This window comes from Vibrio splendidus, from assembly GCF_003345295.1.
Classification (GTDB): Bacteria; Pseudomonadota; Gammaproteobacteria; order Enterobacterales; family Vibrionaceae; genus Vibrio; species Vibrio splendidus_K.
This window is the reverse complement of the sequence record NZ_CP031056.1, coordinates 927,937-950,597: the sequence shown is the minus strand read 5'-3', so window position 1 is coordinate 950,597 and position 22,661 is coordinate 927,937. Positions and strand designations below refer to the sequence as shown.

Below are 22,661 nucleotides of genomic sequence, written 5' to 3'. Positions count from 1 at the left end.
CGTTAAGCGTCTGTTTTTCATATTAAAACACTTCACATCAATAAACACCATATGTCGGGCAGAAGCTTGTTTAGAATGAACTGTATAGCAAGGCTTAATGATGGGGTTACGTCTTGGGATGGAGTTCGCGAATCAGAGAATCGGCTCTGGTTCCTTGTTAGGAACTAGAGCCTTAATTTAATTGCTTTTATCGAAGGGGTTCAATGGTTCTAAGCAACACCGTCTTGTGGAGGCGTGCCTTCACAGTTAGAAACAACAGCATCAATTTGTACTAAAGCATTCATTGGGATTTCTGAAACCCCTACTACGGTTCTTGCCGGCAAATCAGCATTAAAGAATGCGGTGTAGATTTCGTTTACCGCATCAATATCTGAAATATCCTTAAGTTGAATATTAATTTTCACCGTGTCGTCCATGCTATGGTCAACACTTTCAATTATCGCCTTAATATTTTTTAAACATTGCTCAGCTTGTTCTTTTACCCCACCTGCAACAATTTTATTTGTTTTCGGGTCTAAAGGTAATTGGCCTGAAATATGATTGTAGTGAGAGAAAGCAACAGTATGCGAATAAGGCACGAATGGTGCAGCAGCAGTATTATTGGTTTCAATAACCAGTAAGCGAGTGTCTTCTGGTAATTGCGGCGGTGTACCGTCGCCATGTGAAACGGATGTATCAATTTGAATTAGAGCACCCATTGGTAATTCAGCGGCATTAACAACGGTACGAGCAGGAACATAGCTTGGGAAGAATTTAGCACATACTTCATTTACCACTTCCGCATCTGCGATATTTTTTACGTAGATAGTCGTTTTAACCACATCATTCATGACATGTCCGATGCTTTCTAAAATAGCTTTAATGTTTGATAGACATTGGGCCGTTTGCGCTTCGATACCACCATCAACCAACTCACCTGTGGTTACATCTATCGGTAACTGAGCTGAAAGATTGTTGTAGTGAGAAAAAGCCGCAGTCTGCGTCGATACAGCACTTTGAGGCGCATTATCCGTATTTCTTGATACCTTAACTAGTGCGCAAGGTGCTTGTGGTTTAGTGCCTTCGCCGTTTGAAATAAGAGCATCCATTTGAACTAAAGCGTCACTGTTCGGTAGCGCAGCGACACCCACGACTGTTCGTGTAGGAAGGCTGTTGTGGAAAAAGCTTTTGTAAACTTCATCAATAGCATCGATATCAGAAATATTCTTAACGAAAACATTAATCTTCACGACATCATCCATAACATGGTCGATGCTTTCAACAATCGCTTTAATATTATTTAAGCATTGCGTTGCTTGGTCTTTAATATCACCAGTTACTATTTGACCTGATTTAGGATCAACAGGTAATTGAGCAGAAAAGTTATTATAATGAGAAAAAGCGACCGTTTGTGTAGATACAGAATTAATTGGTGCATTTTCAGTATTTCTTGAAATCTTAATGATATCGCTACTCATCGGTATTATCCTTTTAATAAAATAGGCATATGTATTTATATTTAACAATCGTATTGGAAAGAATGATTAAAGTAGCGCCATGTTAAGTGAATTATTTTAAGGTAAACGTGATATCCATCAGACTCTCAGTTGACTATAAATCAGCAAGTTACAGAATAATTAGTCATCGAACGACTAATTATCCGTAACACTAGGCTTTATCAACTGCTAAATTCTCTTTAATTTTAAGTCTATTCAATAATCCTGAATACTCTCTCTGAGAATACGATGAGTAATTCCTAAATTTTAGATAATATTTGATAGGTTGTTCACACTAAAAGTCCTATAACTCTTTTACTAGCCTAATTATTGAGCTTACTCTCTTATATACGTGCATAAACTCTTAGGCTGTTTAACTAATTATTTTAGAGAGCTATTTTTATATAAATACGTTAATAATATACTCGACAATCAAATACCAACACACTGAAAATGCCCACAATTAGATACATTTACTCACTTAATTCAACAAGACAACTGTGTTCGTTCAAGGTATCCGATAAGTCGGCCTAGAAGTAGCCACTGTAATTTTCAAAACATTAACGACGAGCGCCTAAGAAGCTTGACCATTTGTCTTTTACTTCAGGCGTTAAATCTAGCGAGAATTCGTAGCCTAAATGGTTTTCACGTGTGACCTCAAAACCTAGATGCTTGTGAAACCGCACCGACAACTCATTAAGACGTAGGACATTACTCACTAACACAGTTGAGTGTTTGTTTTTTAGGTTATCAGCAATGGAGCGAAACAAAGAAAGGAAAGCCGCCTTACTACGATAGTTTGGGTGTACCACAAACATAGGTACAAACCACTGACCATCGCCTAAATCACGCAGTGTCGTATAACCAATTAACTTGTCGCCTCTACGATATTCAAAAAGTAACCCCTGCTCAATTGATTCAGCACGTGACGCCAAATAAACATCTCTTTCGATCGGAAACCCGGCTTCTTTAGAAATTGACTCCAACGTGAGCATATCTAGTTCCAAATACTCTTCCATTACTTCCTTGTTAGCTAACATCTTATGGTGAACCTTTAAATATCATGGATGCACAAAACACACTTCAAGCTAAAAATTCCAAGCATTAAGTACCGTTGCGACGCATTTTTTCTGCTGTGACTCAAAGAAATTGAAGAACTAAGCAAGTAATAAAAGCAGGTAAGCCTGCAATAAATAACACTAGGCCTGTTTGATAATTCATTCGATAATGTTCTTGCTGGTCTGTATCAAAATCATGGCCTTCGACCATTTTGTAGACTTTATCTGTTATAGGGTCATCAAGACGTGTGGTCTTACTATGAACACCACCTTCCCACATTAACTTGGCTAGAACCCAAATGACGATAACCACGAAAAACAAGAAATCGACGATTCTTGTAGTGGCAAAGAAAGGAAAAAACTGAGATAAGGCCAGAACAACCAATGCTGCCGTTAAATTAATCAATGCTACTTTCTTCAATAAATCGAACAAAAGACCTCCTAGAGTATCAACATGATTTAAGCGGCTGTGACTGGAAATCTTCTAATGTCATCACAGACTCCAACTTTGGTGTATTCTTGAAAAACAACACGCATAGTCAACCCAGCCTCACTTCTCATCCAATTCATAAACTCACGGTCAAGCTCAGAACGCCATATGTGTTGAATCATTTTTGTGAAGCTTTCGAGTTCAAGGTTTAAAAGTCATTACCGACTCATTTCCTAAAGTTTGCAAGCACTCAAAACCTGATTTGTTGTACGTGCTTATCGCGTGAGTATTATTAGTAAAAACTGTGAGTCTTAATTCTTCTTCATTGCGCGACTCCAATAAAAGCTTAGCGAGACTTAGCATTTTAATGCTGATAGCACGTCCTCTAGAGCTTGAAGTAACAAACATTTGAATGACTTCTAAAGAAGAATCATCAATAGGTGTTAGCCCACATAGGCCGACAAGTTCTTCCCCGATAAATGCACCGATCATGACACTTTCCTGAGAAGCACCTTCAATTAGTCCTTCAAAATATAACTTTGGCATTTTTGACTGGGCTTCGTAACCAGAGCCAAAGCATTCTGGATGTAATTTCAAACTCTCAAGTCGTAGTGCGCGATACTTAAGGCTATCTTTGCTTTCTAGTATTTTACAATGAACGTCCATATTTCCTCACGTGAGAATAATCGCCGTTAGTCCAAAAAGTTTAACGCTTGAACGCAAATTCCTTCCTAACAACTTACTCATGACGACTATGTTTTGTTGTTTAATAACAGATATTTATAAAACATCTGTTTTTCGGGCAACTAAAATATACAAACAATATTGCATAACATGAAATGCCGCACGTTTCGGGACATAAATATTGAGTAAAGACTAAACCGCTCTTGGAGTAGTATTGAAGTGGCGCTTAAATTCGCGGCTGAATTGAGATGGACTGGAGTAGCCAACTCGGCGAGCAGCATCGCTGATGCGAAGGCCTTCTAGCTGAATCAGCTCTTTGGCTTTGTTGAGCCTGACCTTCTTCAAGTATTGCAGCGGTGATTCGAACGTTACGTTACGAAAGGCGTTGTGGAACGCAGACACACTCATGTTGGCTTCGTCAGCAAGCGATTGAACAGTGATGGTTTGGTCGTACTCTTCATGCACTTTAGACAGCGCTTTAGCGACACGCGCATAGTGTCCGTCATGATGAGCTAAATCAAACAGCACACGCCCTTCTGAACCTGTTAATGCACGGTAGACAATCTCCGTCACCATGGCATCTCCCAATATATTGGCTTCAATGTCACAATGTAGAGTTTTGACCAATCGAGTAAGGCTCTCCAGCATTTGCTCTTCCATTCGCGTCGATTCTAAGCCGCTCGAATTCTGCTTGTGCTTGTTGCAGTAGCTCTCTAGAAAGCCTTGGTCTTCTAGCTTTTTGACTAAGCTATGTAAGCGCTGAGAGTCGATACTGATCGATAAACCAAGCAATGGTTCGCCATTTACAGGCAAGGCTTCACACTCCAATGGCATTGGTACACCTACCACAAGGTAATCGCCTGCGGCGTAAGTAACGGGTCTGTCGCCAATGTAGATATTCTTTTTTCCCTGCCCGAGCATGATAATACCCGACTGGTAAGTGAATGGCTGACGCTGATTCCCGCCACTGCTTCTATACAACCACACACCGCCAATTTCAGTTTCTCTGATCCCTTCGAGATCATCCCAACCTTTGTGTTCTACATAAGACTGTAATAACTGCGCGAGTGTTTTCATAAGTGGCGACTTTCCATTCCAAGTGCTAAGAGTAAGCAAGCTAAAGCGGAGAAAGAATATCAAGTTTGTAGAAATAGGCAATTTATTTGGAGGATCAGCTCTTCATCACCCTAGATTACTGTACTAATATGCAAATATAGAAATTGAGCAATCAAATAAAATAACAAATTGAGCTTTACACAAGGAATCTCTAATGCAATTCACTTATGTTAACCCTACCGTTATCCACTTCGGCCAAGGCCAAATCAACGCTATCAACCAAGCGGTTGATACTTCTAAGAAAGTACTAGTCATCTACGGTGGCGGTTCAATCAAAAGCAACGGTGTTTACGACCAAGTTGTCGCTTCTCTAAAGGATCACGCTTGGATTGAGTTCGCTGGCGTTGAAGCAAACCCAACCAAAGAGACGCTAGACAAAGCCGTCGCTCTTGTTAAAGAAGAAAACGTAGAATTCATTATCGCTGTTGGCGGTGGTTCAGTAATCGACGGCTCTAAGTACGTTGCTGCAGCGGCTAAATATGACGGCGACGGTTGGGATATCCTAGCGGGTAAACACCAAGTAACAGAAGCGACACCAATTGGTGCGGTACTGACACTTCCTGCGACAGGTTCTGAATCTAACATGGGTGCGGTAATCACTCGTAAAGAAACTCAAGAGAAACTGGCATTCATGAACCCTGCGGTACAGCCTAAGTTTGCGGTTATGGACCCAGATGTAATGAAGTCTCTGCCAGAGCGCCAACTGATCAACGGCTTAGTTGATGCGTGGGTTCACGTATGTGAGCAATACATCACAATGCCAACAGACGCGATGGTTCAAGACGGTTACGCAGAAACACTGCTTAAGAACCTACTTGTACTGGGTAAGCAATACGACGAGCGTGACAACGACGCATGGCGTGCAAACCTAATGTGGACTGCAAACCAAGCGCTTAACGGCCTGATTGGTACCGGCGTTCCTCAAGATTGGGCAACACATATGATTGGCCACGAATTCACAGCACTATGGCACGTAGACCACGCACGTTCTCTTGCGATTGTTCAACCTTCACTACTTCGTAATCAAATCGAAGCGAAGCGTGGCAAGCTAGAGCAAATGGGTCGTAACGTATTTGGCCTAGAAGCGGGTGCGGATTTAGCAGAGCGCACTATTGATGCAATCGAAGCCTTCTACCACAGCCTAGACGTTCCAACCATGTTCGACGGTTACGAAGCAACTAAAGCGGCAGCAATCGACAACGTTGTTGCTCAACTTGAATCACACGGTTACCTAGAGCTTGGCGAGAACAAAGCAATCACGCCTCAGAAAACACGCGAGATTCTAGAGTCTGCGATTCAATAGCGGTCAAAATTAGAGCAAGGAAAACAAGGTTCTAAAGAAAATCACCAGAATCTAAAAATTTATTCCGTGAAACTGAACCAAATTCTTTGCCCTTGCGTATATCCTCAAGCAGCGTCCAAATCAGGCGCTGCTTTTTAATTTGCCCTACAAGATGCTATTAAATTCTCATAAGTCCTTAATTTTATGTGCATTCAGATTTCTATATTGGTAAGGTAAACCTGTCTCTTTACTAGGTATGAACAACGATTTGAACAATCTCAAGGAAATGGTTAAGTTTAAGTCACTTAACAAGTGGTATGGTGATTTTCATGCCCTAAAGGATATCGATTTAAATATTGAACAGGGAGAAATAGTGGTGATTTGCGGGCCATCAGGTTCGGGGAAATCAACTTTAATCCGCTGTATCAATCAGCTAGAACCTTTCGAAAGTGGCGATCTTTCAGTGCTAGAGCAAGTACTTCCGAGCAAGTTCAGCACACCAGGTCAAGTCGGAATGGTGTTCCAGCACTTTCATTTATTCCCCCATCTTACTGTGCTTGAGAACCTAACTCTGTCGCCGATTCGTACGCTTAAAAAAAGCAAACAAGAAGCCGAGAAGATTGCAATGCACTATCTCGAACGCGTACACATTGCAGAACAAGCCAACAAATACCCTGTACAACTTTCTGGTGGCCAACAACAACGAGTGGCTATCGCACGTTCACTGTGCATGAAGCCTGAATTGCTGCTTTTTGATGAACCAACTTCAGCGCTTGATCCGGAGATGATCAACGAAGTGCTCGACGTGATGGTTGAACTGGCGAGCGAAGGTATCACCATGGTGTGTGTGACCCACGAAATGGGCTTTGCGAAACAAGTGGCCGACCGCGTTATCTTCATGGATGAAGGGCAAATTGTGGAATCTAATACGCCTCAAGCGCTTTTTGAAAACCCGCAACATGAACGTACTCAAGCGTTCCTAAATCAGATCCTGACTTATTGATGTTGATTCGAATTATTAAACCCGCCCTATCCGCTTTGGTACAAATTATTGTGCTCGTGGCTGCGGTTGTCTGGATCCTTGATTCTGGCGCACAAACCATGGGATACAGCTGGCAATGGGAGCGTGTGCCGGACTATATTGCTTTCTATGAAGATGGTGAATGGTGGCCTGCCGAATTAGTTGAAGGGCTACTGGTTACCATCAATATCTCTTTGATTTCTTTGCTAGCTACGCTGATCATTGGTTTAACGACAGCGCTATTGAGAAACTCAAATTCTGTGGTTGGACGCACCTTAGCAGCCAGCTATGTTGAGTTGATTCGTAACACGCCGTTGTTAGTACAAATTTATTTGCTCTATTTTGTGTTTGGCCCCGTATTAGGGCTGGATCGCTTTAGTACTGCCGTTTTAGCCTTGGCACTTTTCCAAGGCGCTTACACCGCTGAGATATTTCGTGCCGGTTTAAATGGTATTGCGAGAGGACAATTTGAAGCAGCTCAATCCTTGGGCTTATCAAAGACCTATACTTACTGGGATGTGATTCTTCCTCAGGTGGTACAACGCACCTTGCCACCTTTGACCAATGAAGTGATCTCTCTTATTAAAAACTCTTCAATTGTGAGTGTCATGGCTATTTTTGACCTGACAACTGAAGCCAGAAACATTGTTTCTGAAACCGCGATGCCATTTGAGATCTGGTTCTCTGTGGCGATCATTTATCTTGCACTTACACTTTCACTTTCTGCCGTTGCTGCTTGGCTTGAGCATAAGCTCGGAGCTAACTGGCGAACACAATAAGGATTTATCAGCATGAAGCTATTTAAAACCGCGATTACAGCCCTACTTGCGCTTGCCGTAAGTTTGCCTGCACTTGCTTCTGAAACGCCTAACCTCGATAAAATCAACGAACGTGGCTCACTGCGCGTTGGTATGTCGACATTTGTTCCTTGGGCGATGCGTAACAAACAAGGCGATCTCGTTGGCTTTGAAATCGACGTGGCGAAACGCCTTGCCGAAGATTCTGGTTGGAAAGTCGAATTTGTACCTACGGCATGGGACGGCATTATCCCTTCTCTATTATCGAAGAAATTTGATGTGATCATCGGCGGTATGTCTATCACTGAAGCTCGTGCGAAAAGCGTATTGTTTACTGAACCTTACTCGCACTCTGGCGTTCAACTGGCGGCTAATAAAGAGCTAGCGAAAGGTTTTACTCAGATATCTGATTTTGATTCTCGCCGCGTAAAAATTGCAGCACGTCGTGGAGCATTCACGGTTCAAGTCGCTCGTGAAACCTTCCCTAAAGCGAAAGTTCTACAGTTCGATGACGATGCTCAAGCATTCCAAGAAGTGTTGAACGGCAACGCACACGCGGTTATCGCGTCTAGCCCGAAACCAGAACACGAAACGATCAAAAACGCAGACACGCTATTTATTCCATTTGAAGAACGTCTATCAAAAGGTAACGAAGCATTTGCAGTTCGCCTAGGTGAAACTGACAAGGCAAAATTCTTCAACGAATGGATCAAAGCACGCACTGAAGACGGTTGGTTGAAAGAGCGTTACGAGTACTGGTTCTCTACTCTAGATTGGCAAGACCAGATTGCTCAAGGTCAGTAATCAAAACTTTTGCTAGTGAATCGAGGCTGTGCGTTGTCTGCACTGCCTCGACTCGGCAACTTGATTCGCTTTATTGATGATCTAAAACTCAACAAAACAGCATACTAATTATTATTTAAACAGGAATGACGTGAGTAGTACTAGCGCATTGACAACACCTAAGCCCAACGTTCATATGAAGCCTTGGTATCAACGCCTTAATCTTTTAGATGGCGTGTTACTCGCTGTTATTTGTGTGTTTGCAGGCTGGCTTTATTATCGTTCTGCTGTTGGTATTAATTACCAGTGGCGCTGGGAAGATGCGTTTACACTAATTTTTATTCCGCCTTCTCAAGGCAGTATTCCCTATTTTTTCCAAGGCTTGATCGCAACGCTGCGCTTAAGTTTATGGAGTATGGTGTTAGCACTCTCTTTTGGCACATTGTTAGGTGTAGCAAGACACTCAAAGATCGCTTTTTTCAAAACACCGGCACTGATTTTTATTCAGTTGGTTCGTAATATTCCGCCGCTGGTGTTTGTCTTTATCTTTTACTTCTTTGTTTCTAACCAACTGATCCCATTGCTTGGTTTAGAAAGCATTTTACGTGAACACAATGGCGAGATTAACGCTGTTCAAGATTTCCTGTTCGGCCCAGCTAACCTTTGGGAAAACTTGGCGTCTGGTGTTATCTGTATTGGCTTGCTCTCTTCTGCTTATATTGCTGAAGTGATTAGAGCTGGCTTAGAAGGTATTCCTAAAGGCCAATGGGAAGCGGCCGATTCACTCGGTCTGTCTGCATTGTCTAAGTATCGATTTGTGGTCGGTCCACAGGTATTAACGGCTATCACACCGCCTTTGGCTGGCCAAGCAATCTCCTTGGTTAAAGACACGTCAATTGTGTCTCTGATTTCGATCCAAGAGATGACGTTTGTTGGCACTGAGATGGCAAACTCCTCAGGTTTGATCTTTGAGATCTGGCTGATTGTAGGCTTCGTATATTTTGCTTTGTGCTTTGCACTTTCGCGTCTGTTCAAAGTGATTGAGCAACGTTCTAGTGCTTACCTTAACCACCAGTAACGTCATTAATCAAAAGTACCAAATCGCCCGACCATTCATTGCCCTTATCAATTTTACCTGATTGGTTTAAGCTGTTGACCAATCAGGATTTATCCCTTCATATTTCTTCTTAGAAACACAGCAAAATACTCGCCTAATCACTATACTTAACGTACCGAACTACGTTGATTCATCTCAAGGACATTGCTCAACATGGACAATCATAAAGAAAGAGCTTTTTACGCCGTTGTTGGCGCATTGGTTGGAGACGCAGCTTCAATGGGGCTGCACTGGCTGTATGACCAAGAGAGGATCTTACACGTGGCTGGTTTTGAGCCTGAGTTTCGCTCACCGAATCGGTTCGATTATCAAGACAAAGGCTACTTTGCGCACCAAGGTAAAACCGCAGGTGAGCAATCGCAATATGGTGCTCAGTTACTGGCGATGGTCGACAGCTTAGTCGAAAACCAAAAATACGATGAAGCGAACTATATTCAACATTTCCGCTTCTGGTTTGATTTTGGCGGCAGTTGGCAAGGCTACATTGATAAAGCGACGCGCATGAGCTTGCTGAACATCCATCAATTAGAACTAGAGGACGCCCCGATTACTGCCTGTGGCGCAGACGATACGCAACTTCCCGCAGTCTCAAAGATCATCCCATTGGTGGCGTGTACTTACACCTCTCACACTTTACCAGCCATGGTAGAGAGTGCGGTGCGAGTCACTAACAATAACGACAAAGCAGTGGAGTGGGCGCAAGCCATCACCCTATTGGTTCAAGCGGCAATTCAAGGCAACTCGCCATTGCAGTCGGTAGAAATGGTGCGACAAACCTGTAGCAAGTTTGTACACGACCAAATCGACATGGCTTTGGCTGATCCCGAACTTTCAATAACAGATGCCGCGAAGAAGTTCGGATTGCATTGTGAACTGAGTGCCGCATTTCCCTTGCTGATTCGCATCATTGCGGGTGCTCAGAGCTATAAACAAGGTATTCGAGACAATATCTTATGTGGCGGTGACAGCTGCGGGCGTGCGATTGTGATTGGCGCTGTATTAGCGGCGTGTTTCTACGAAGAAGATGGCGAAATTCCATCCGAATGGCTAAAACAAGTCGAACTCAATGGCGGCGTGCTGTCTTTGCCTATTGAGTGATTTGCCGTAATAACGAACAAGGCAAAGCGCCTTTCTTGCTCAAGAGCTCGAAAGGCGCTTTTCTTTTCACTAGCCACCTAAAGTAATCACTTAAAAGAATGACTTAAAGGAATAGCTTCAGTTTTGGTCAATAAACTTTGCGGATCCCTACGACCGCCAGTTTATTGAGCTAACCAACCCTGAGAACTAGAACCTTCTCTAGAACCTTCTCTAGAACTGATACGCAGCGGAAAGCTTGTAGTTACGACCTGGTTCATAGTCATCCAAGGTAAAGCCTCTTGCTGTACCCGAACGAGACGCGTGTGAGGTGTATTGCCCATCAAACACGTTATCGATACCAAAGGTGACAGACAATCCATCCACATTTGATGGCACCCACTGAGCATACAGGTTATGAACGTCATAGCTTTCTTTCATCGGCTGACCATCGAATACATTGTCTTCGTCTTTAACAAACATTGAGTTCCATCCAAAGATCGTCTCAAGAGCTTCAGACTGATAATCGAGTGTTAGCGTGATGCTGTCACCCATATCAATGCTGCGACCATTACCACCCGCGACTGCACCGCCTGTTTCCTTATTTTTAGTCTCTGAAAGCGCATAAGAAAGCTTACTGTTAAACATCTCGTAACCGTAAGACAAGCTCGCCTCAAAGCCCTTTATCTCGACGTCACCTAAGTTGTAAATCAAGTAACTCTGGTTTACGGGTTGATACTCTTCGGCAATGTAATCATCAATATTGGTTTGGAATACAGTTAGGTTTGCGCCAATAAAGTGGTTATCTAAACGTTTACCGAAGCGCACACCACCTTGCGTGTTCTGCCCGGTTTCAGCCTTAATGTCGTCAGCTAAGAACGCTGCGTCTTGGTAAGCAATAAAGGTCTCCATCAACTCGGGTCCTTTGAACAGTGAACGGGTGCTCGCGAACAGCGTCCAATCTTGGGTCACATCCCATTGCGTTGCCAACGACCATGTTACGTCGTCAAAGTCATCGTTTCCTGTTTCGGCTTTACGCTGGTAATCATCAAAACGAACACCTGCAGTGATCGAAAAGGCTTGAGTAAAGTAGAACTGGTCTTCAACAAAAAGTGCGGTAGAAATTGCTGACTCATCCATAAACTTACTGCTGCCGTAATAGCTGCTCGATGACTTGTCCATGTAGTCAAAGCCATAAGTCGCGATATTATTAAACGACATCAGGCGATAGTCCGATTGGAACTTAGCATTCAGGCCAAAGTTTTGGTTTTTCGCTGTATTGTTAGATAAGCGGTTCGATGGCCAACGCGGTGCCATAACACTTTCATCACGCTGAATCTCGGTCTCTGTGTTGTACAGAATGACGTTACCTTGATGACTTTCGCCACGTAGCTCATAACTTGCAGTAATAGTGTCACGGTCATAATCAGTTGGAATCAGGATGTCGCTAGACAAGCCTTCGTTAGCACCACCTGACATATCTGGACGCGGGCTGTAATCACCACTATCACGGTAGAGATCATAAGAGAGTTCAAAGCGGTGTAAGTCACTCGGTTCAAAACCAATCTTACCGAGAATGTTGTAAACATCGCCTTCTGACCCAAAGGTTTCATTGCCGGCGCCGTCTTCGAAGTTATCACGACTCATGTAATGACTGTAAAGCATCGCATCGACGTTATCTGACAACAAACCATACACAGTGAGTGAACCTTGCTGGCTTGCGTTGGTTGCGTAACCGCCATAAACACGAGCGCCAAAACTCTCGTCATAACGAAGCATGTCTTTGGCATCTTTGGTTTCAAACAATACTGAACCGCCTAGTCCATTTTGCGTCACCGAATTGTTACCCACTTGGATATCAGCTGATTTCAAGATGTCAGGATTAAGAGTGAGGTTACCGATATGGTGGAACATATTGGCGTGCTGAGAAGCACCATCGAGTCGAATGTCTAAGTCAGTTTCGCTTAAGCCACGGATGGTAATTCGTTGGTTCACCGAGTGCGTTCCCCCAACATCAACACCGGGAATCTCACGCAGAAGATCTGACATATGGTCAGCTTGCTTGAGTGACATGTTATCGGCAATGATCGATTCAGTGTTGCTTGATACTCTCGTTCCCCACACCACAACTTCACCAAAGTGCGATGTGTTCTCTTCTGCAGTTACAGGGCTGCTAAACACGCTGGCAATAGCAATACAGAGGGCTGAAAGCTTGATTGTTGAGCTGACGGGGCTTTCCATAAATTCAATCCTAGATGTAAATGATAATAATTATCAAACATGATAGAGTTGTAATTTATGAATGCACAGATGATTTTCTTATGCAAAAACGCACAGATGTTATGAGGAACGGTCAAATGAGTGAAGTAACATCAAAGCAAACTAAACTTGCCGAAACGGCTGTGGCTGCAAGAGTCGAATTAAACAAGAAAGCTGTGTTAACAAACAAACCAGTATTAACAAAGAAGCCTGCGTTAACAAACAAACCTATGCTAACGAACAAACCTACGTTAACTAAAAAAGTGGCTCTGACCAAGAAGCTAGAACAGACTGAAAAGCAGATCATCGTGACACAAGGCCAAACCAAGCAGACATCACTTGCTGAGGGCAAATTCCTTTCTTACCAATACAATGACCAAATCTTTGTTCATGGCGGTCGCTGTATTGAATTGGTCGACAGTAACATCGTTTCAACCGCTCACTCAGCGATCTTGATTACGATTCTTCTCGAAGGGAAACTCACCTTTGGCTATGACGATCTTGAGTTCGATCTCGATGCCAGTAATGGGCCACAAGGCGTGGTGGTGAACCTTGCCAAGCCTGCCAACTTTAGGCGCTCGTTAATTCAAGATAACAAGATGAATAAGATCAACATCTTGGTTAAGCCACAATGGGTAAAACCACGTTTAAGTGACCACTGTTCAAGCAAATCATTCTTAGATTCGCACAAGGCGTTTTACGATGTGCAGTTCAACGCTGACATCATTCAACTCACCAACAGATTAACCAGCCAAGCGACACCGACTAACTTTCAAGACAAACTCGTCGTCGAGACGCTAACCCAACAATTGCTCGCTCAAACCTTGTCTCAGATGCCGATTCAATGTTGCCACGAGTGCACTTCTGAGGGCATTAACGCTAGTCCAAACGGCACGGAGCAGAACGTTGGCTTTGACCAAAACGATAACCAAGTTTCGACTGAAAAAGGGTTCGATGCCAAGATTGAAGACATCATCAGCTACATCGAAATCAATCTAGATAAGCCACTCAGCCTTGAAAGCATCGCAAATCGATTCTCAATGAGTATCTCTAACTTACAACGTCGATTTAAGCAGTCTTACAACCTGACGATCAACGGCTACATTCGCCACCGCCGCTTAGATATCGCGCGTCAACACTTAGAGCGTGGCTTGGTTTCAATAACCGAGGCAGCCTATGAAGCGGGTTATCAACACCCTTCAAATTTCACCAATGCATTTAAGAAAGCGTTCGGTGTTCCACCTCATACGCTTGCTAAACACTCTGTATCAAGGGGTAACTAGCTCCTGATGTAAGGAGTCTATGTGTTTTTGATAACTGGAACACACTGCGACAACTCACCCCTCAGCCAAGTCACAAACGGGTTTTCTGGCTGACCATACTCGCCGTTTTGTGTGAGCAGTATGTACTGGTGACCAGAAGGTACAAAACCAAACGGCGCGATCAAGTTACCTCTTTCAAGATCATCGGCAACTAAAGGATAAGACCCAAGCGCAGCCCCTAAGCCATCAACAGCCGCCTGAAAGCAAAAGTAGAAGTGTGCAAATGTTTGGTTCGCTCGAGCTTTTGACAACTCTCCGCTATTTACTGTGCCTTCAGTGATAAACGCCCAATGACTCCACGCATCTGGCCGCGTACTGCTGTGAAGCAGTTTTACATCGGCTAGATTATCTTTAACCTGTTGCCAATAATCCGGCGAGCACACAGGGCCTACCCACTCTTCGACTAACGGTATCTGTTTGTAACTCTCGGTTAATTTAAAGTCATCTCGGCGAATCGCCATATCTAATCCAGTTGCGCCTAATGTCACAGGCCCACCCGCCGTAGACAAGCGAACATCAATTCCAGATTCGTTATAGAAATCACCAAGTCGAGGCATTAACCAACGCATGGTCAATGTGGGTTCGCATGAAACCTCCAACGCTTGATGATTCAGCTGATTAAGCTTATGGACTCCAGTCTCCAAGGCTTGGAACGCTTGCTCTGTGTAACCTTTGAGTAATTCCCCCTCTTTGGTGAGACACACATTCCTACCCTGCTTATAGAACAAGGCGCGAGATAGGTGATTTTCCAATACCTTGATCTGCTTACTCACTGCGCCATGTGTGATATTGAGTTTATCCGCCGCATCACTGTAACTTCTCGAATGCGCTGCTACGTGGAAAATATGGAATGCTTTCAAATGTCTCATGTGTGATTTTTTTTCACAGATAGGTGGAATGCATTTCGATTATAGGCAGCAATTAAAAACCATACAATGACAGCTCATCAAATAAGAGAGTTGGAGTATTTATGGAGTGGTTGAGCTTAGCGGTGTTGGGACTATTGATTGTTATAAGCCCCGGTGCTGATTTCGTTTTAGTTTTGAAGAACAGTGTTAATCAAGGTAGACAAGCCGGTATTTGGACTGCAATAGGTGTGAGTTTAGCCATTTGTGTTCACATCAGTTATTCAATGCTTGGGATCAGTTACTTAATCTCACAGAATGAACAGCTGTTTGACATGATCAGGTACGCAGGTGCAGCCTACCTTATTTATCTAGGACTAAAAGGTATCTTGAGTGCGGACAACAAGCTTGCACCTATGGAAGGTGCAAAGCAAATCACCAGTGTTTGGCGCTATTTAGCCCAAGGTTTTTTTTGTAACGTGCTCAACCCAAAAACCATGTTGTTCTTCTTAAGCATCTTCAGCCAAGTCATCTCACCTGATGCAGAGAACCAACATGTCGCACTCGGCTATGGGCTTTATATGATCGTTCTTCACGGCTTGTGGTTTGGCGTTGTCGCTATGCTGTTTACTTCAAAGACATTGCAGAAGCATTTATTGCGAGCAAAGAAAAGACTCAATCAAGCGTGTGGGGTTGGATTAGTGACATTCGGGGCATTGTTGGCGGTTAAATTTTAAATTGAAAACCAAAACAAAAAACCTCAATGGCGAACTGTGCCGTTGAGGTTAATAACTAATGCTTGGAATTACTGACGCCACATATAGACAAACTGGTCGTTTTGCGAGGTGATTTCAAAGCCAAACCTCAAGTACAACTCCCCAACTCGATTACCTTGTAGATAACAAAGTTCGACGGGTTTATTGAGGCTGTCAGCCTTAGTTAAACAATCTTTCAATACTTGGCTACCAATGCCTTTACCATGATATTCAGGTAATAGAAAGAATCGGCAAAAATAGAAGTGATCGCCCTTGTCTTGCAACAACACACTGCCAATCGCTTTATCTTGATATTCAATGATTTCAGGGCGTTCTTCTGCCCACTCTTCGGCGTGTATATCTCGTTGAATTTGTTCATCCCAGCCAAAAACAGCCTTGATTGGCTCAAATTCAGCCGCCTTTTTTAGCACGAACAAAAATTCATAATCTGATGACTGAGCGGGTCTTGTCGAATACTTCAAAATATCTCCAACAATAATCAATGAATCAGAATCTACAATGGCTTCATTTCCCAAAAGATCGCTATCTACAAGCAAGTGAGAATTGGAAGGTGCCATGCTTCAGTGTTCATTTAGGGTTTAGTTGATAGCGTAGAACTTCGTGTTTATCTTGCTCTGAGTAAAAGGTATTTAAGAACTGCCCACCACACTTCTCAATCACTTTCTGCGAAGCAATATTGCCGTACTCGCAGGTAATAATAGCGTTTTCAGTCAGTACGTGACGTTGAACCCAAGACAACATATGACTTGCGATACCTCGCCCTCTCGCTTGTGGCAAAGTCTCGTAGCCTATATGTCCGATAACGTCATGAATGTATTCACTGGTGCCATGACGAACTCTTATCACACCAAGGATTTGACCAGAGTCGATACAAAAATACGTAGAAGCAGGCGTCCAACCTTCTGGCAGTTCCTCACCTTTTGAATAAGCGACTCGCCTTTTTAAATACGCATCGCTGCCATCAGAAATACCGGTATAGATTTCGAGTCCATCATCGATACAAGCTTTTACATAATGGTGGAACGCATTTGAGTGCGCCATGTCTGCTTTGACTATATCCATATAACTTCTATTCCTACCTAATACTTGTCTGACTATTCACTAAGCCCAACGCTAGGCTAGATGCATGGTATACTCTTGGTGCCCTGTGTGCTCTTCGGCTTGTTCACTTACGATGTTAAAGCCTTGAGAAAGGTAGAAATCAATGGTCGCTTGATTCTCTTTATACACATTCAAAGACAAATTAGGGCATTCAAGCTTGGCATGTTGCATGAGCTGTTTCCCAATGCCACAGCCTTGATGCTGCGGGCTAACAAAGATCGCAGCTAAGATACCTTCATAAAGCGAACAAAAGCCACGAACCTCGCCGTCTACTTGATACACGTAAGTTGTTGATGCAGGCATGTATATGTCGCGCATATTACCCACTTTCGACTCCCAAAACTCAGGAGCCACAAAGTCATGCGCCTTGATCGAGGCGGTTAACCAAATATCTAAAACGGCTTCAATATCAGCGGGGTTGTACTCTCTAATCATCTTAATTCTCAGGCAATTAATGCTGTTTAATAGGCGAACAAGTATGCCGAGAAGCCACGTAAAGTTATTGAAGATTTACGACAATGTCTCAGTCAGAATTATTGAACGGCAATGATAGAACAATACCATTGGCCGCTATTGCTTCTTAACGTACTTCGCCGTAACCAGCATTTCACCGCCACCATCAAGCTTGCAATCTAACTGATGGTCTTTGCCTTCATTGATTCGTCTGATTACGGCTTTAGTGCCGATTTTCAGTACAGAAGAACTGCCTTTTATTTTTAAATCTTTAATGAAGGTAACTTTATCGCCACTTTCCAATACAACTCCATTTACGTCCTTAACACGCGCGGCTTCTCTTTCTAAACGCTCTTCTTCTGGGTTCCACTCATAGGCACACTCAGGGCAGATTAGGTTGTTTTGATCTGGGTAGACATATTCAGATTGGCATTGCGGACAAGGAGGTAAAGACATACGTTAATACTTCATTTAAATAGAATTTGTTCCATTTTAATGACTCTTGTTAGGCTTAGCGAGCACAAATCGAACCAATTTTCGGTAGCAGAATTTAGCGTAGAAAAGAACAGCACCTAAAACGAACAAACACAGCCGTTAAGCTGTGTTTGTTTAAAGGCTTGGGAAGCGGAACGGATTAACGTTCTACTTTTGGCGAGTAAATCGAGTAAGCGGTGATTTGCCCTGCCACGATTGCAGAGAACATGAATAACGCCGACAAACCAATACTAGGAATAGGCAGAATCGATTGTTCAAACACAGACTGACTGGCACTCACTAATACTCGGCTACCCGGAACCAAAATGATAATGCCTTGCACGATATAAATAGAGCCCGTGAGTTCCATCTTCTTGGCAATCCAAGTTCCGTACAAAGTAATAAGAACCGTCGTAACCCAAGTACCCACAACCCAACCACTATCAAAACCTAGATAGAACGGCCCCCACATACCCAGAACCGCGACTGGCAAGCCAAGCAAGATGTCTTTAGGGCGCGCATTGAACATCACACCGATAGATACTGAGATCAACACCAAGCCTGATATGTGCATCCACATCGGTACCGCATTGGTATAGTCGATAGAAACCGCTTGTCCCCATATTGCTTCACCAATATTGAGACCCATGATAATCCCAACAAACAGCTTGATCAGCGTTAAGGCACTCTGCCCTAATAAACTGGTACCAGAGACGAGATCATTAAACGCCAAACATTCTAATGCGTTGGCTATGGATAACCCGGGGACAAACAAGACGATCGAGGCGATACACAACGCCCACACCGGAATCGGCAACCCTGTACTTGCCAGAAACGCCACAAAGATACCCGTTAACAATGCAGAGATGAACTCAACCGCGATAGCGCGACGTGAATGAAGAACTTGCTGACAGACCCAAACCATCAAACCCAATAATGCAGAAAAGCCCACTGCTTCCAACGTACTGCCCACCAGCATCAAATACGCAGGCGGAATACCCATATTGGCTAGTGCAGTCACAAATTTAGAGTAACCGACAGGCTCTGGTACAGGCTCACTGCTCGGTTGGTTAATACGAATGATCGTATTGGCCAACAAACTCAGGTTAATTGAAGCAGGCTTTAGACGCTTTAGAATCACAGCGTTGTTATCGTCTGGAAACTGATAATTAATCGCGGTTGGCGTTGCTTGGATCATCACATCCACACCATGCTTTTTAGCATAATATTGTGTATATTTTTCAAGCTTATACGGAGCGCAACCACTGCGGTGAAGAGTATCACCAATTTCAACAATTTTGTTAATTCGGAACTGAGAAGGCATGGGTATTTTAGGGGAGACAAAATGTGCGGCAAATGTACCAAACGACAGACGGAATGACGAGGCTTTTGCGTGAATTATCAACTGAACTCGTTACTTTTTTCTGCAAAGGCTTAGAAGTCTCTATAACTCTACTCATTTGGGATTAGTTTACTGAATGTTTTGACCGACTAATAAGTTAAATTTATGCATTCAGATTGTTATTAACGAACGCCGAAACACGAATAAAAATCAGTTTATGTTAACACTCCAAATACCTTAATTTTCATTAGATTTATGACAACTGAGCACCACCAAAGCAGGTTTATAAATTAAGGTGGATTTATCGAAAAAAACGGCATGACATTTACTATTATTTCTCGCCCTCCTTTTAACGAGATTTTAGTCACATTTTATTCACTCTCATAACGCCAGATATGATTGAAAAACTAGCGGAGTGGTGGTTATGCGAGCACTTAGAATAAAAATGAAAGAAAAAGGTTTCGTTTTCAGTTAGATGTGGCATTATCAAACTCGTTAAGATGATGTGCGTACATCGTATAATGGCTATTACCTCAGCCTTCCAAGCTGATGATGCGGGTTCGATTCCCGCTGTACGCTCCAGTCTTCTTGATGCCTCAGTCTTACTCTTAAGACAGTGTGCGTGCATCGTATAATGGCTATTACCTCAGCCTTCCAAGCTGATGATGCGGGTTCGATTCCCGCTGCACGCTCCAACTTCTGTTTAGTTTCAAATTCTCGTTAGTGACAATATCTCTTTAGATTCACCATCTCCTCTTAGCTTCAAAACCTAAAACAATTAAAACTGCGCACTTCATTGTGTGATTTTTTGTATTAAAAAAGAGCAATACCAAATGATATTACTCTTTGAATATTCTTAATTTAATTGGTTACCTCAATCAAGCTGTCCTTCATCTAAAGCAGACGCGACCCAGACAAGCGGCGCATTCCAGTTGATGGTTATCTCGTTCAACGTCCAAGCTCCAATATTATCGCTGTAACACGTTTGTCCAACACACTTGCCTTTCATCACAGCGGCAATAGGATCACTAAAACTTACCGAATTTGGGCCTCCAATTAACGCACCCGGTGCTGGTTTTGGTGAACTTTCATCAGCAGCGTAAGCCCAGAATCGATGATGAGGATTCTCAGCAGGTTTCGTTCCATAACCAGTAACATAAGAGATATTCATCGGGTTACCCCCGAGGATATAATCCATCGCACTAGCCGCCGCTTTGATGTATCGAACATCATTAGAAAAATCGTGAGCGTAAATCAAAAAGATACTTCGGTTTACAAGGTTGGAGTTTGAGCCCCACGAATACTCTTCGACGGTATAAGGAATGTTGTAGCCTTCATTGGCAACTTGCTTGGTATAAGATTCTGCCGTTTTAATGATGTTCTTACGTGCTTGTTCAATAACCTGGCTGTCCAATGAATTAGGTACCACGGCTAAACTCACGGTGCCCGCAGGCGCTATATACTGCCAATACATATCACCATTCGCATTAATGTTCCCCTTCGGCACTTCAAGATAGTGCGGAGAATCAATCAATACTTTTTTATAAACCTCATCATTGGTTGTGATAAAGAGCTCGGCCGCAGCCCAGTATCGCTCATCACTCAATTCGATATCATCATACGGCCCAGAACCGGTGAAGTTGTCGTAAGCATAGATATCTTGATGTTGATTGGCTGCGTTCCACGCTTTGGTCGCTGAATCCAAACATAACTGCGAGAAATCACTGTCGATATCTTTCCAAATACGTGCGCACTGAGCACCGATTGCCGCCAGATTCAATGAAGCTGCAGTAGTGGGATAACCAACATAACGTTTCTGAGTATCTTTATGTGGTGGTAATGGCATGCCTGTCCAAGACTCATCTGCGATCTTGTGGAATGCCAGCCCTCTCGCGTTAATTTCGGTAAGTTTGAGGTTTTTACTCGCAGACTGATTACCAACAGGAACGGCGATAGGCGTGTCAGAGTCAACTTGCATCGCTAACATGAACTCTATGTTCCAGCGAGCTTCAGACAACAGCGGGTTAACGCCATTGGTTGCTTCAGGGATTTTTACTTTGCTCTCTGAAAAAGGAAGTGATTTGTTCTCTAAGAACTTACCTCGCTCGAATAAATTCAGGAGTGTCCAAGTTGAAATACCACTATTCACCGTGTATTTACCATGGTCGCCCGCATCGTACCAACCACCGGTCGCATCAATAGTCAGGTTGCAACCAGACCATTTATTCCCCCAACTATCGATTTTATCAAAACATGTCGCCGTGTCGGACATGTGACCACCGGGCCTCGCAAGATCCTCACGTTGAACGAACTCAGGCTTTATTTCAATGCCGCTTCGATTTTGATAGAAGTAAGACAACGCATCGAGCTTCAACTTACTATAAACATCGTTTCGAATATCGAACGGATAACTGACATCATCGCCGACTTCGATCTTTAAACCTTTCATTGTGTCTGTATAGTTTGAAAGATTAACTCGGTGAATGTGCTCACCCGACGCTTTATTCAGGCCGAATACTTCTGTTTTACCGAGATCAAGGCTGATCCCTGATTGAGAGACTAATGTCCATTTCAAAGGTGTCGTCGAGGTGTTTTCAACAAAGACATATTTATCAGATTTCGGTAAGAAACCTACTTGATTGGCTCGAATAGGCATCTTAGTCGCCACTTTTACAAATGGCTTACCCACGACAGAAACATTGTCTACACAGATGACACCCGTTTTCTGTGCGCCTAATTGAAACTGGAATTCTGTATCGGCGTCACTATCAAGTTCTTGTACAAAATCAAACGTATAGCTTTGCTTGTCTGTTGATACACCCACGTCACTTAGAAAATAATGCGTATAAGGAGGCCCTTCATGTTGGATCAAGACTTTCATCTCAGTATCAATATTTGCATATGCATCGAACGATACCTGATATTTCTGACCTTGCTCTAGACCAATGCCACTGTGACCAAAAATGATATCCCAAGAATTCTTTCCTGGGTTTTTAATATCAATACACGCTTCATGTTCTGTTTCTACATTTGCGCCAGCATTCCACCAACCATCCATATTGCCTTTAAAGTGACTATTCCTAATCTGCTCTTCTGCATAAGTTGCTCCAGAAGATAAAATCATGACAACCGCGAGAGATAACGTTCCTTTTTGCATCATTATTCCTTAAAGATGTTTCATATCTCCAAGGAAACTAGCGAAATAGATTCAATAATAGAGAGTTAACATTCGCAAAAAATAGACTCGTAAAA

At 43.1% G+C, this 22,661-nt stretch carries 21 protein-coding genes and 2 tRNA genes; 10 read left to right on the top strand and 13 right to left on the bottom strand.

Features of this window, described 5'->3' with window-relative positions; translation table 11 throughout:
* Positions 1-209 precede the first annotated feature (209 nt).
* From DUN60_RS19840 to DUN60_RS19820, 5 genes are all read right to left on the bottom strand, one after another.
* On the bottom strand, positions 210-1,457 hold the full coding sequence (locus DUN60_RS19840) for a RidA family protein (RefSeq protein WP_114635203.1): 1,248 nt from the start codon (positions 1,455-1,457) through the stop codon (positions 210-212).
* A gap of 578 nt (positions 1,458-2,035) precedes the next feature.
* Entirely contained in the window at positions 2,036-2,515 is a 480-nt protein-coding gene (locus tag DUN60_RS19835) for a GNAT family N-acetyltransferase (RefSeq protein ID WP_244212246.1), read from the bottom strand.
* Positions 2,516-2,615: 100 nt separating this feature from the next.
* Entirely contained in the window at positions 2,616-2,966 is a 351-nt protein-coding gene (locus DUN60_RS19830; protein ID WP_114635202.1) for a hypothetical protein, read from the bottom strand.
* Positions 2,967-3,164: 198 nt separating this feature from the next.
* Positions 3,165-3,629, bottom strand: a complete 465-nt coding sequence (locus DUN60_RS19825; RefSeq protein ID WP_054545602.1) for a GNAT family N-acetyltransferase — start codon at positions 3,627-3,629, stop codon at positions 3,165-3,167.
* 210 nt (positions 3,630-3,839) lie between these two features.
* Positions 3,840-4,724, bottom strand: coding sequence for an AraC family transcriptional regulator (locus DUN60_RS19820; RefSeq protein ID WP_114635201.1), 885 nt, complete (start codon positions 4,722-4,724; stop codon positions 3,840-3,842).
* Positions 4,725-4,917: 193 nt separating this feature from the next.
* On the opposite strand from DUN60_RS19820, the gene DUN60_RS19815 reads away from it, so the two are divergent.
* The 6 genes from DUN60_RS19815 to DUN60_RS19790 all read left to right on the top strand — a co-directional run bounded on the left by DUN60_RS19815 (position 4,918) and on the right by DUN60_RS19790 (position 10,861).
* Complete coding sequence (locus DUN60_RS19815; RefSeq protein WP_114635200.1) at positions 4,918-6,066, top strand: iron-containing alcohol dehydrogenase; 1,149 nt, start codon at positions 4,918-4,920, stop codon at positions 6,064-6,066.
* 235 nt (positions 6,067-6,301) lie between these two features.
* Positions 6,302-7,048 carry an amino acid ABC transporter ATP-binding protein gene (locus DUN60_RS19810; RefSeq protein ID WP_114635199.1) on the top strand — a complete coding sequence of 249 codons (747 nt, stop codon included), beginning with the start codon at positions 6,302-6,304 and terminating at the stop codon, positions 7,046-7,048.
* Positions 7,048-7,845, top strand: a complete 798-nt coding sequence (locus DUN60_RS19805) for an amino acid ABC transporter permease (protein ID WP_114635198.1) — start codon at positions 7,048-7,050, stop codon at positions 7,843-7,845. The genes DUN60_RS19810 and DUN60_RS19805 overlap by 1 nt, the downstream gene beginning before the upstream one ends.
* Before the next feature lie 12 nt (positions 7,846-7,857).
* Positions 7,858-8,667 (top strand): transporter substrate-binding domain-containing protein, encoded by an 810-nt coding sequence (locus DUN60_RS19800; protein WP_114635197.1) that lies wholly within the window; start codon positions 7,858-7,860, stop codon positions 8,665-8,667.
* A 130-nt stretch (positions 8,668-8,797) separates the two neighbouring features.
* Positions 8,798-9,724, top strand: a complete 927-nt coding sequence (locus DUN60_RS19795; RefSeq protein WP_114635196.1) for an amino acid ABC transporter permease — start codon at positions 8,798-8,800, stop codon at positions 9,722-9,724.
* A 192-nt stretch (positions 9,725-9,916) separates the two neighbouring features.
* Positions 9,917-10,861, top strand: coding sequence for an ADP-ribosylglycohydrolase family protein (locus DUN60_RS19790; RefSeq protein WP_114635195.1), 945 nt, complete (start codon positions 9,917-9,919; stop codon positions 10,859-10,861).
* A 210-nt stretch (positions 10,862-11,071) separates the two neighbouring features.
* Here the strand turns inward: DUN60_RS19790 and DUN60_RS19785 are convergent, their stop codons facing one another.
* Positions 11,072-13,078, bottom strand: a complete 2,007-nt coding sequence (locus tag DUN60_RS19785) for a TonB-dependent siderophore receptor (protein WP_114635194.1) — start codon at positions 13,076-13,078, stop codon at positions 11,072-11,074.
* 20 nt (positions 13,079-13,098) lie between these two features.
* On the opposite strand from DUN60_RS19785, the gene DUN60_RS19780 reads away from it, so the two are divergent.
* A complete protein-coding gene (locus tag DUN60_RS19780) occupies positions 13,099-14,379 on the top strand; it encodes a helix-turn-helix transcriptional regulator (RefSeq protein ID WP_114635193.1) in 1,281 nt (426 codons plus the stop codon).
* A gap of 17 nt (positions 14,380-14,396) precedes the next feature.
* Here the strand turns inward: DUN60_RS19780 and DUN60_RS19775 are convergent, their stop codons facing one another.
* A complete protein-coding gene (locus DUN60_RS19775; RefSeq protein ID WP_114635192.1) occupies positions 14,397-15,287 on the bottom strand; it encodes a LysR family transcriptional regulator in 891 nt (296 codons plus the stop codon).
* A gap of 101 nt (positions 15,288-15,388) precedes the next feature.
* Here DUN60_RS19775 and DUN60_RS19770 point away from each other — a divergent pair, with 101 nt between their 5' ends.
* A complete protein-coding gene (locus tag DUN60_RS19770; protein ID WP_114635191.1) occupies positions 15,389-16,000 on the top strand; it encodes a LysE family translocator in 612 nt (203 codons plus the stop codon).
* Between the two features lie 68 nt (positions 16,001-16,068).
* On the opposite strand, the gene DUN60_RS19765 is transcribed toward DUN60_RS19770, so the two are convergent.
* The 5 genes from DUN60_RS19765 to DUN60_RS19745 all read right to left on the bottom strand — a co-directional run bounded on the left by DUN60_RS19765 (position 16,069) and on the right by DUN60_RS19745 (position 19,391).
* On the bottom strand, positions 16,069-16,500 hold the full coding sequence (locus tag DUN60_RS19765) for a GNAT family N-acetyltransferase (protein ID WP_114635767.1): 432 nt from the start codon (positions 16,498-16,500) through the stop codon (positions 16,069-16,071).
* A gap of 106 nt (positions 16,501-16,606) precedes the next feature.
* Entirely contained in the window at positions 16,607-17,101 is a 495-nt protein-coding gene (locus DUN60_RS19760) for a GNAT family N-acetyltransferase (protein WP_114635189.1), read from the bottom strand.
* Between the two features lie 51 nt (positions 17,102-17,152).
* On the bottom strand, positions 17,153-17,575 hold the full coding sequence (locus DUN60_RS19755; protein WP_114635187.1) for an N-acetyltransferase: 423 nt from the start codon (positions 17,573-17,575) through the stop codon (positions 17,153-17,155).
* Positions 17,576-17,710: 135 nt separating this feature from the next.
* Positions 17,711-18,049 carry a zinc ribbon domain-containing protein YjdM gene (locus DUN60_RS19750; RefSeq protein ID WP_004731484.1) on the bottom strand — a complete coding sequence of 113 codons (339 nt, stop codon included), beginning with the start codon at positions 18,047-18,049 and terminating at the stop codon, positions 17,711-17,713.
* A gap of 178 nt (positions 18,050-18,227) precedes the next feature.
* Positions 18,228-19,391, bottom strand: coding sequence for a threonine/serine exporter family protein (locus DUN60_RS19745; RefSeq protein WP_017058966.1), 1,164 nt, complete (start codon positions 19,389-19,391; stop codon positions 18,228-18,230).
* A 525-nt stretch (positions 19,392-19,916) separates the two neighbouring features.
* Here DUN60_RS19745 and DUN60_RS19740 point away from each other — a divergent pair.
* A tRNA-Gly gene (locus tag DUN60_RS19740) sits at positions 19,917-19,991 on the top strand.
* Positions 19,992-20,029: 38 nt separating this feature from the next.
* A tRNA-Gly gene (locus DUN60_RS19735) sits at positions 20,030-20,104 on the top strand.
* Between the two features lie 179 nt (positions 20,105-20,283).
* On the opposite strand, the gene DUN60_RS19730 is transcribed toward DUN60_RS19735, so the two are convergent.
* Positions 20,284-22,566 (bottom strand): glycoside hydrolase family 9 protein, encoded by a 2,283-nt coding sequence (locus DUN60_RS19730; protein WP_114635185.1) that lies wholly within the window; start codon positions 22,564-22,566, stop codon positions 20,284-20,286.
* Between the last annotated feature and the right edge of the window lie 95 nt (positions 22,567-22,661).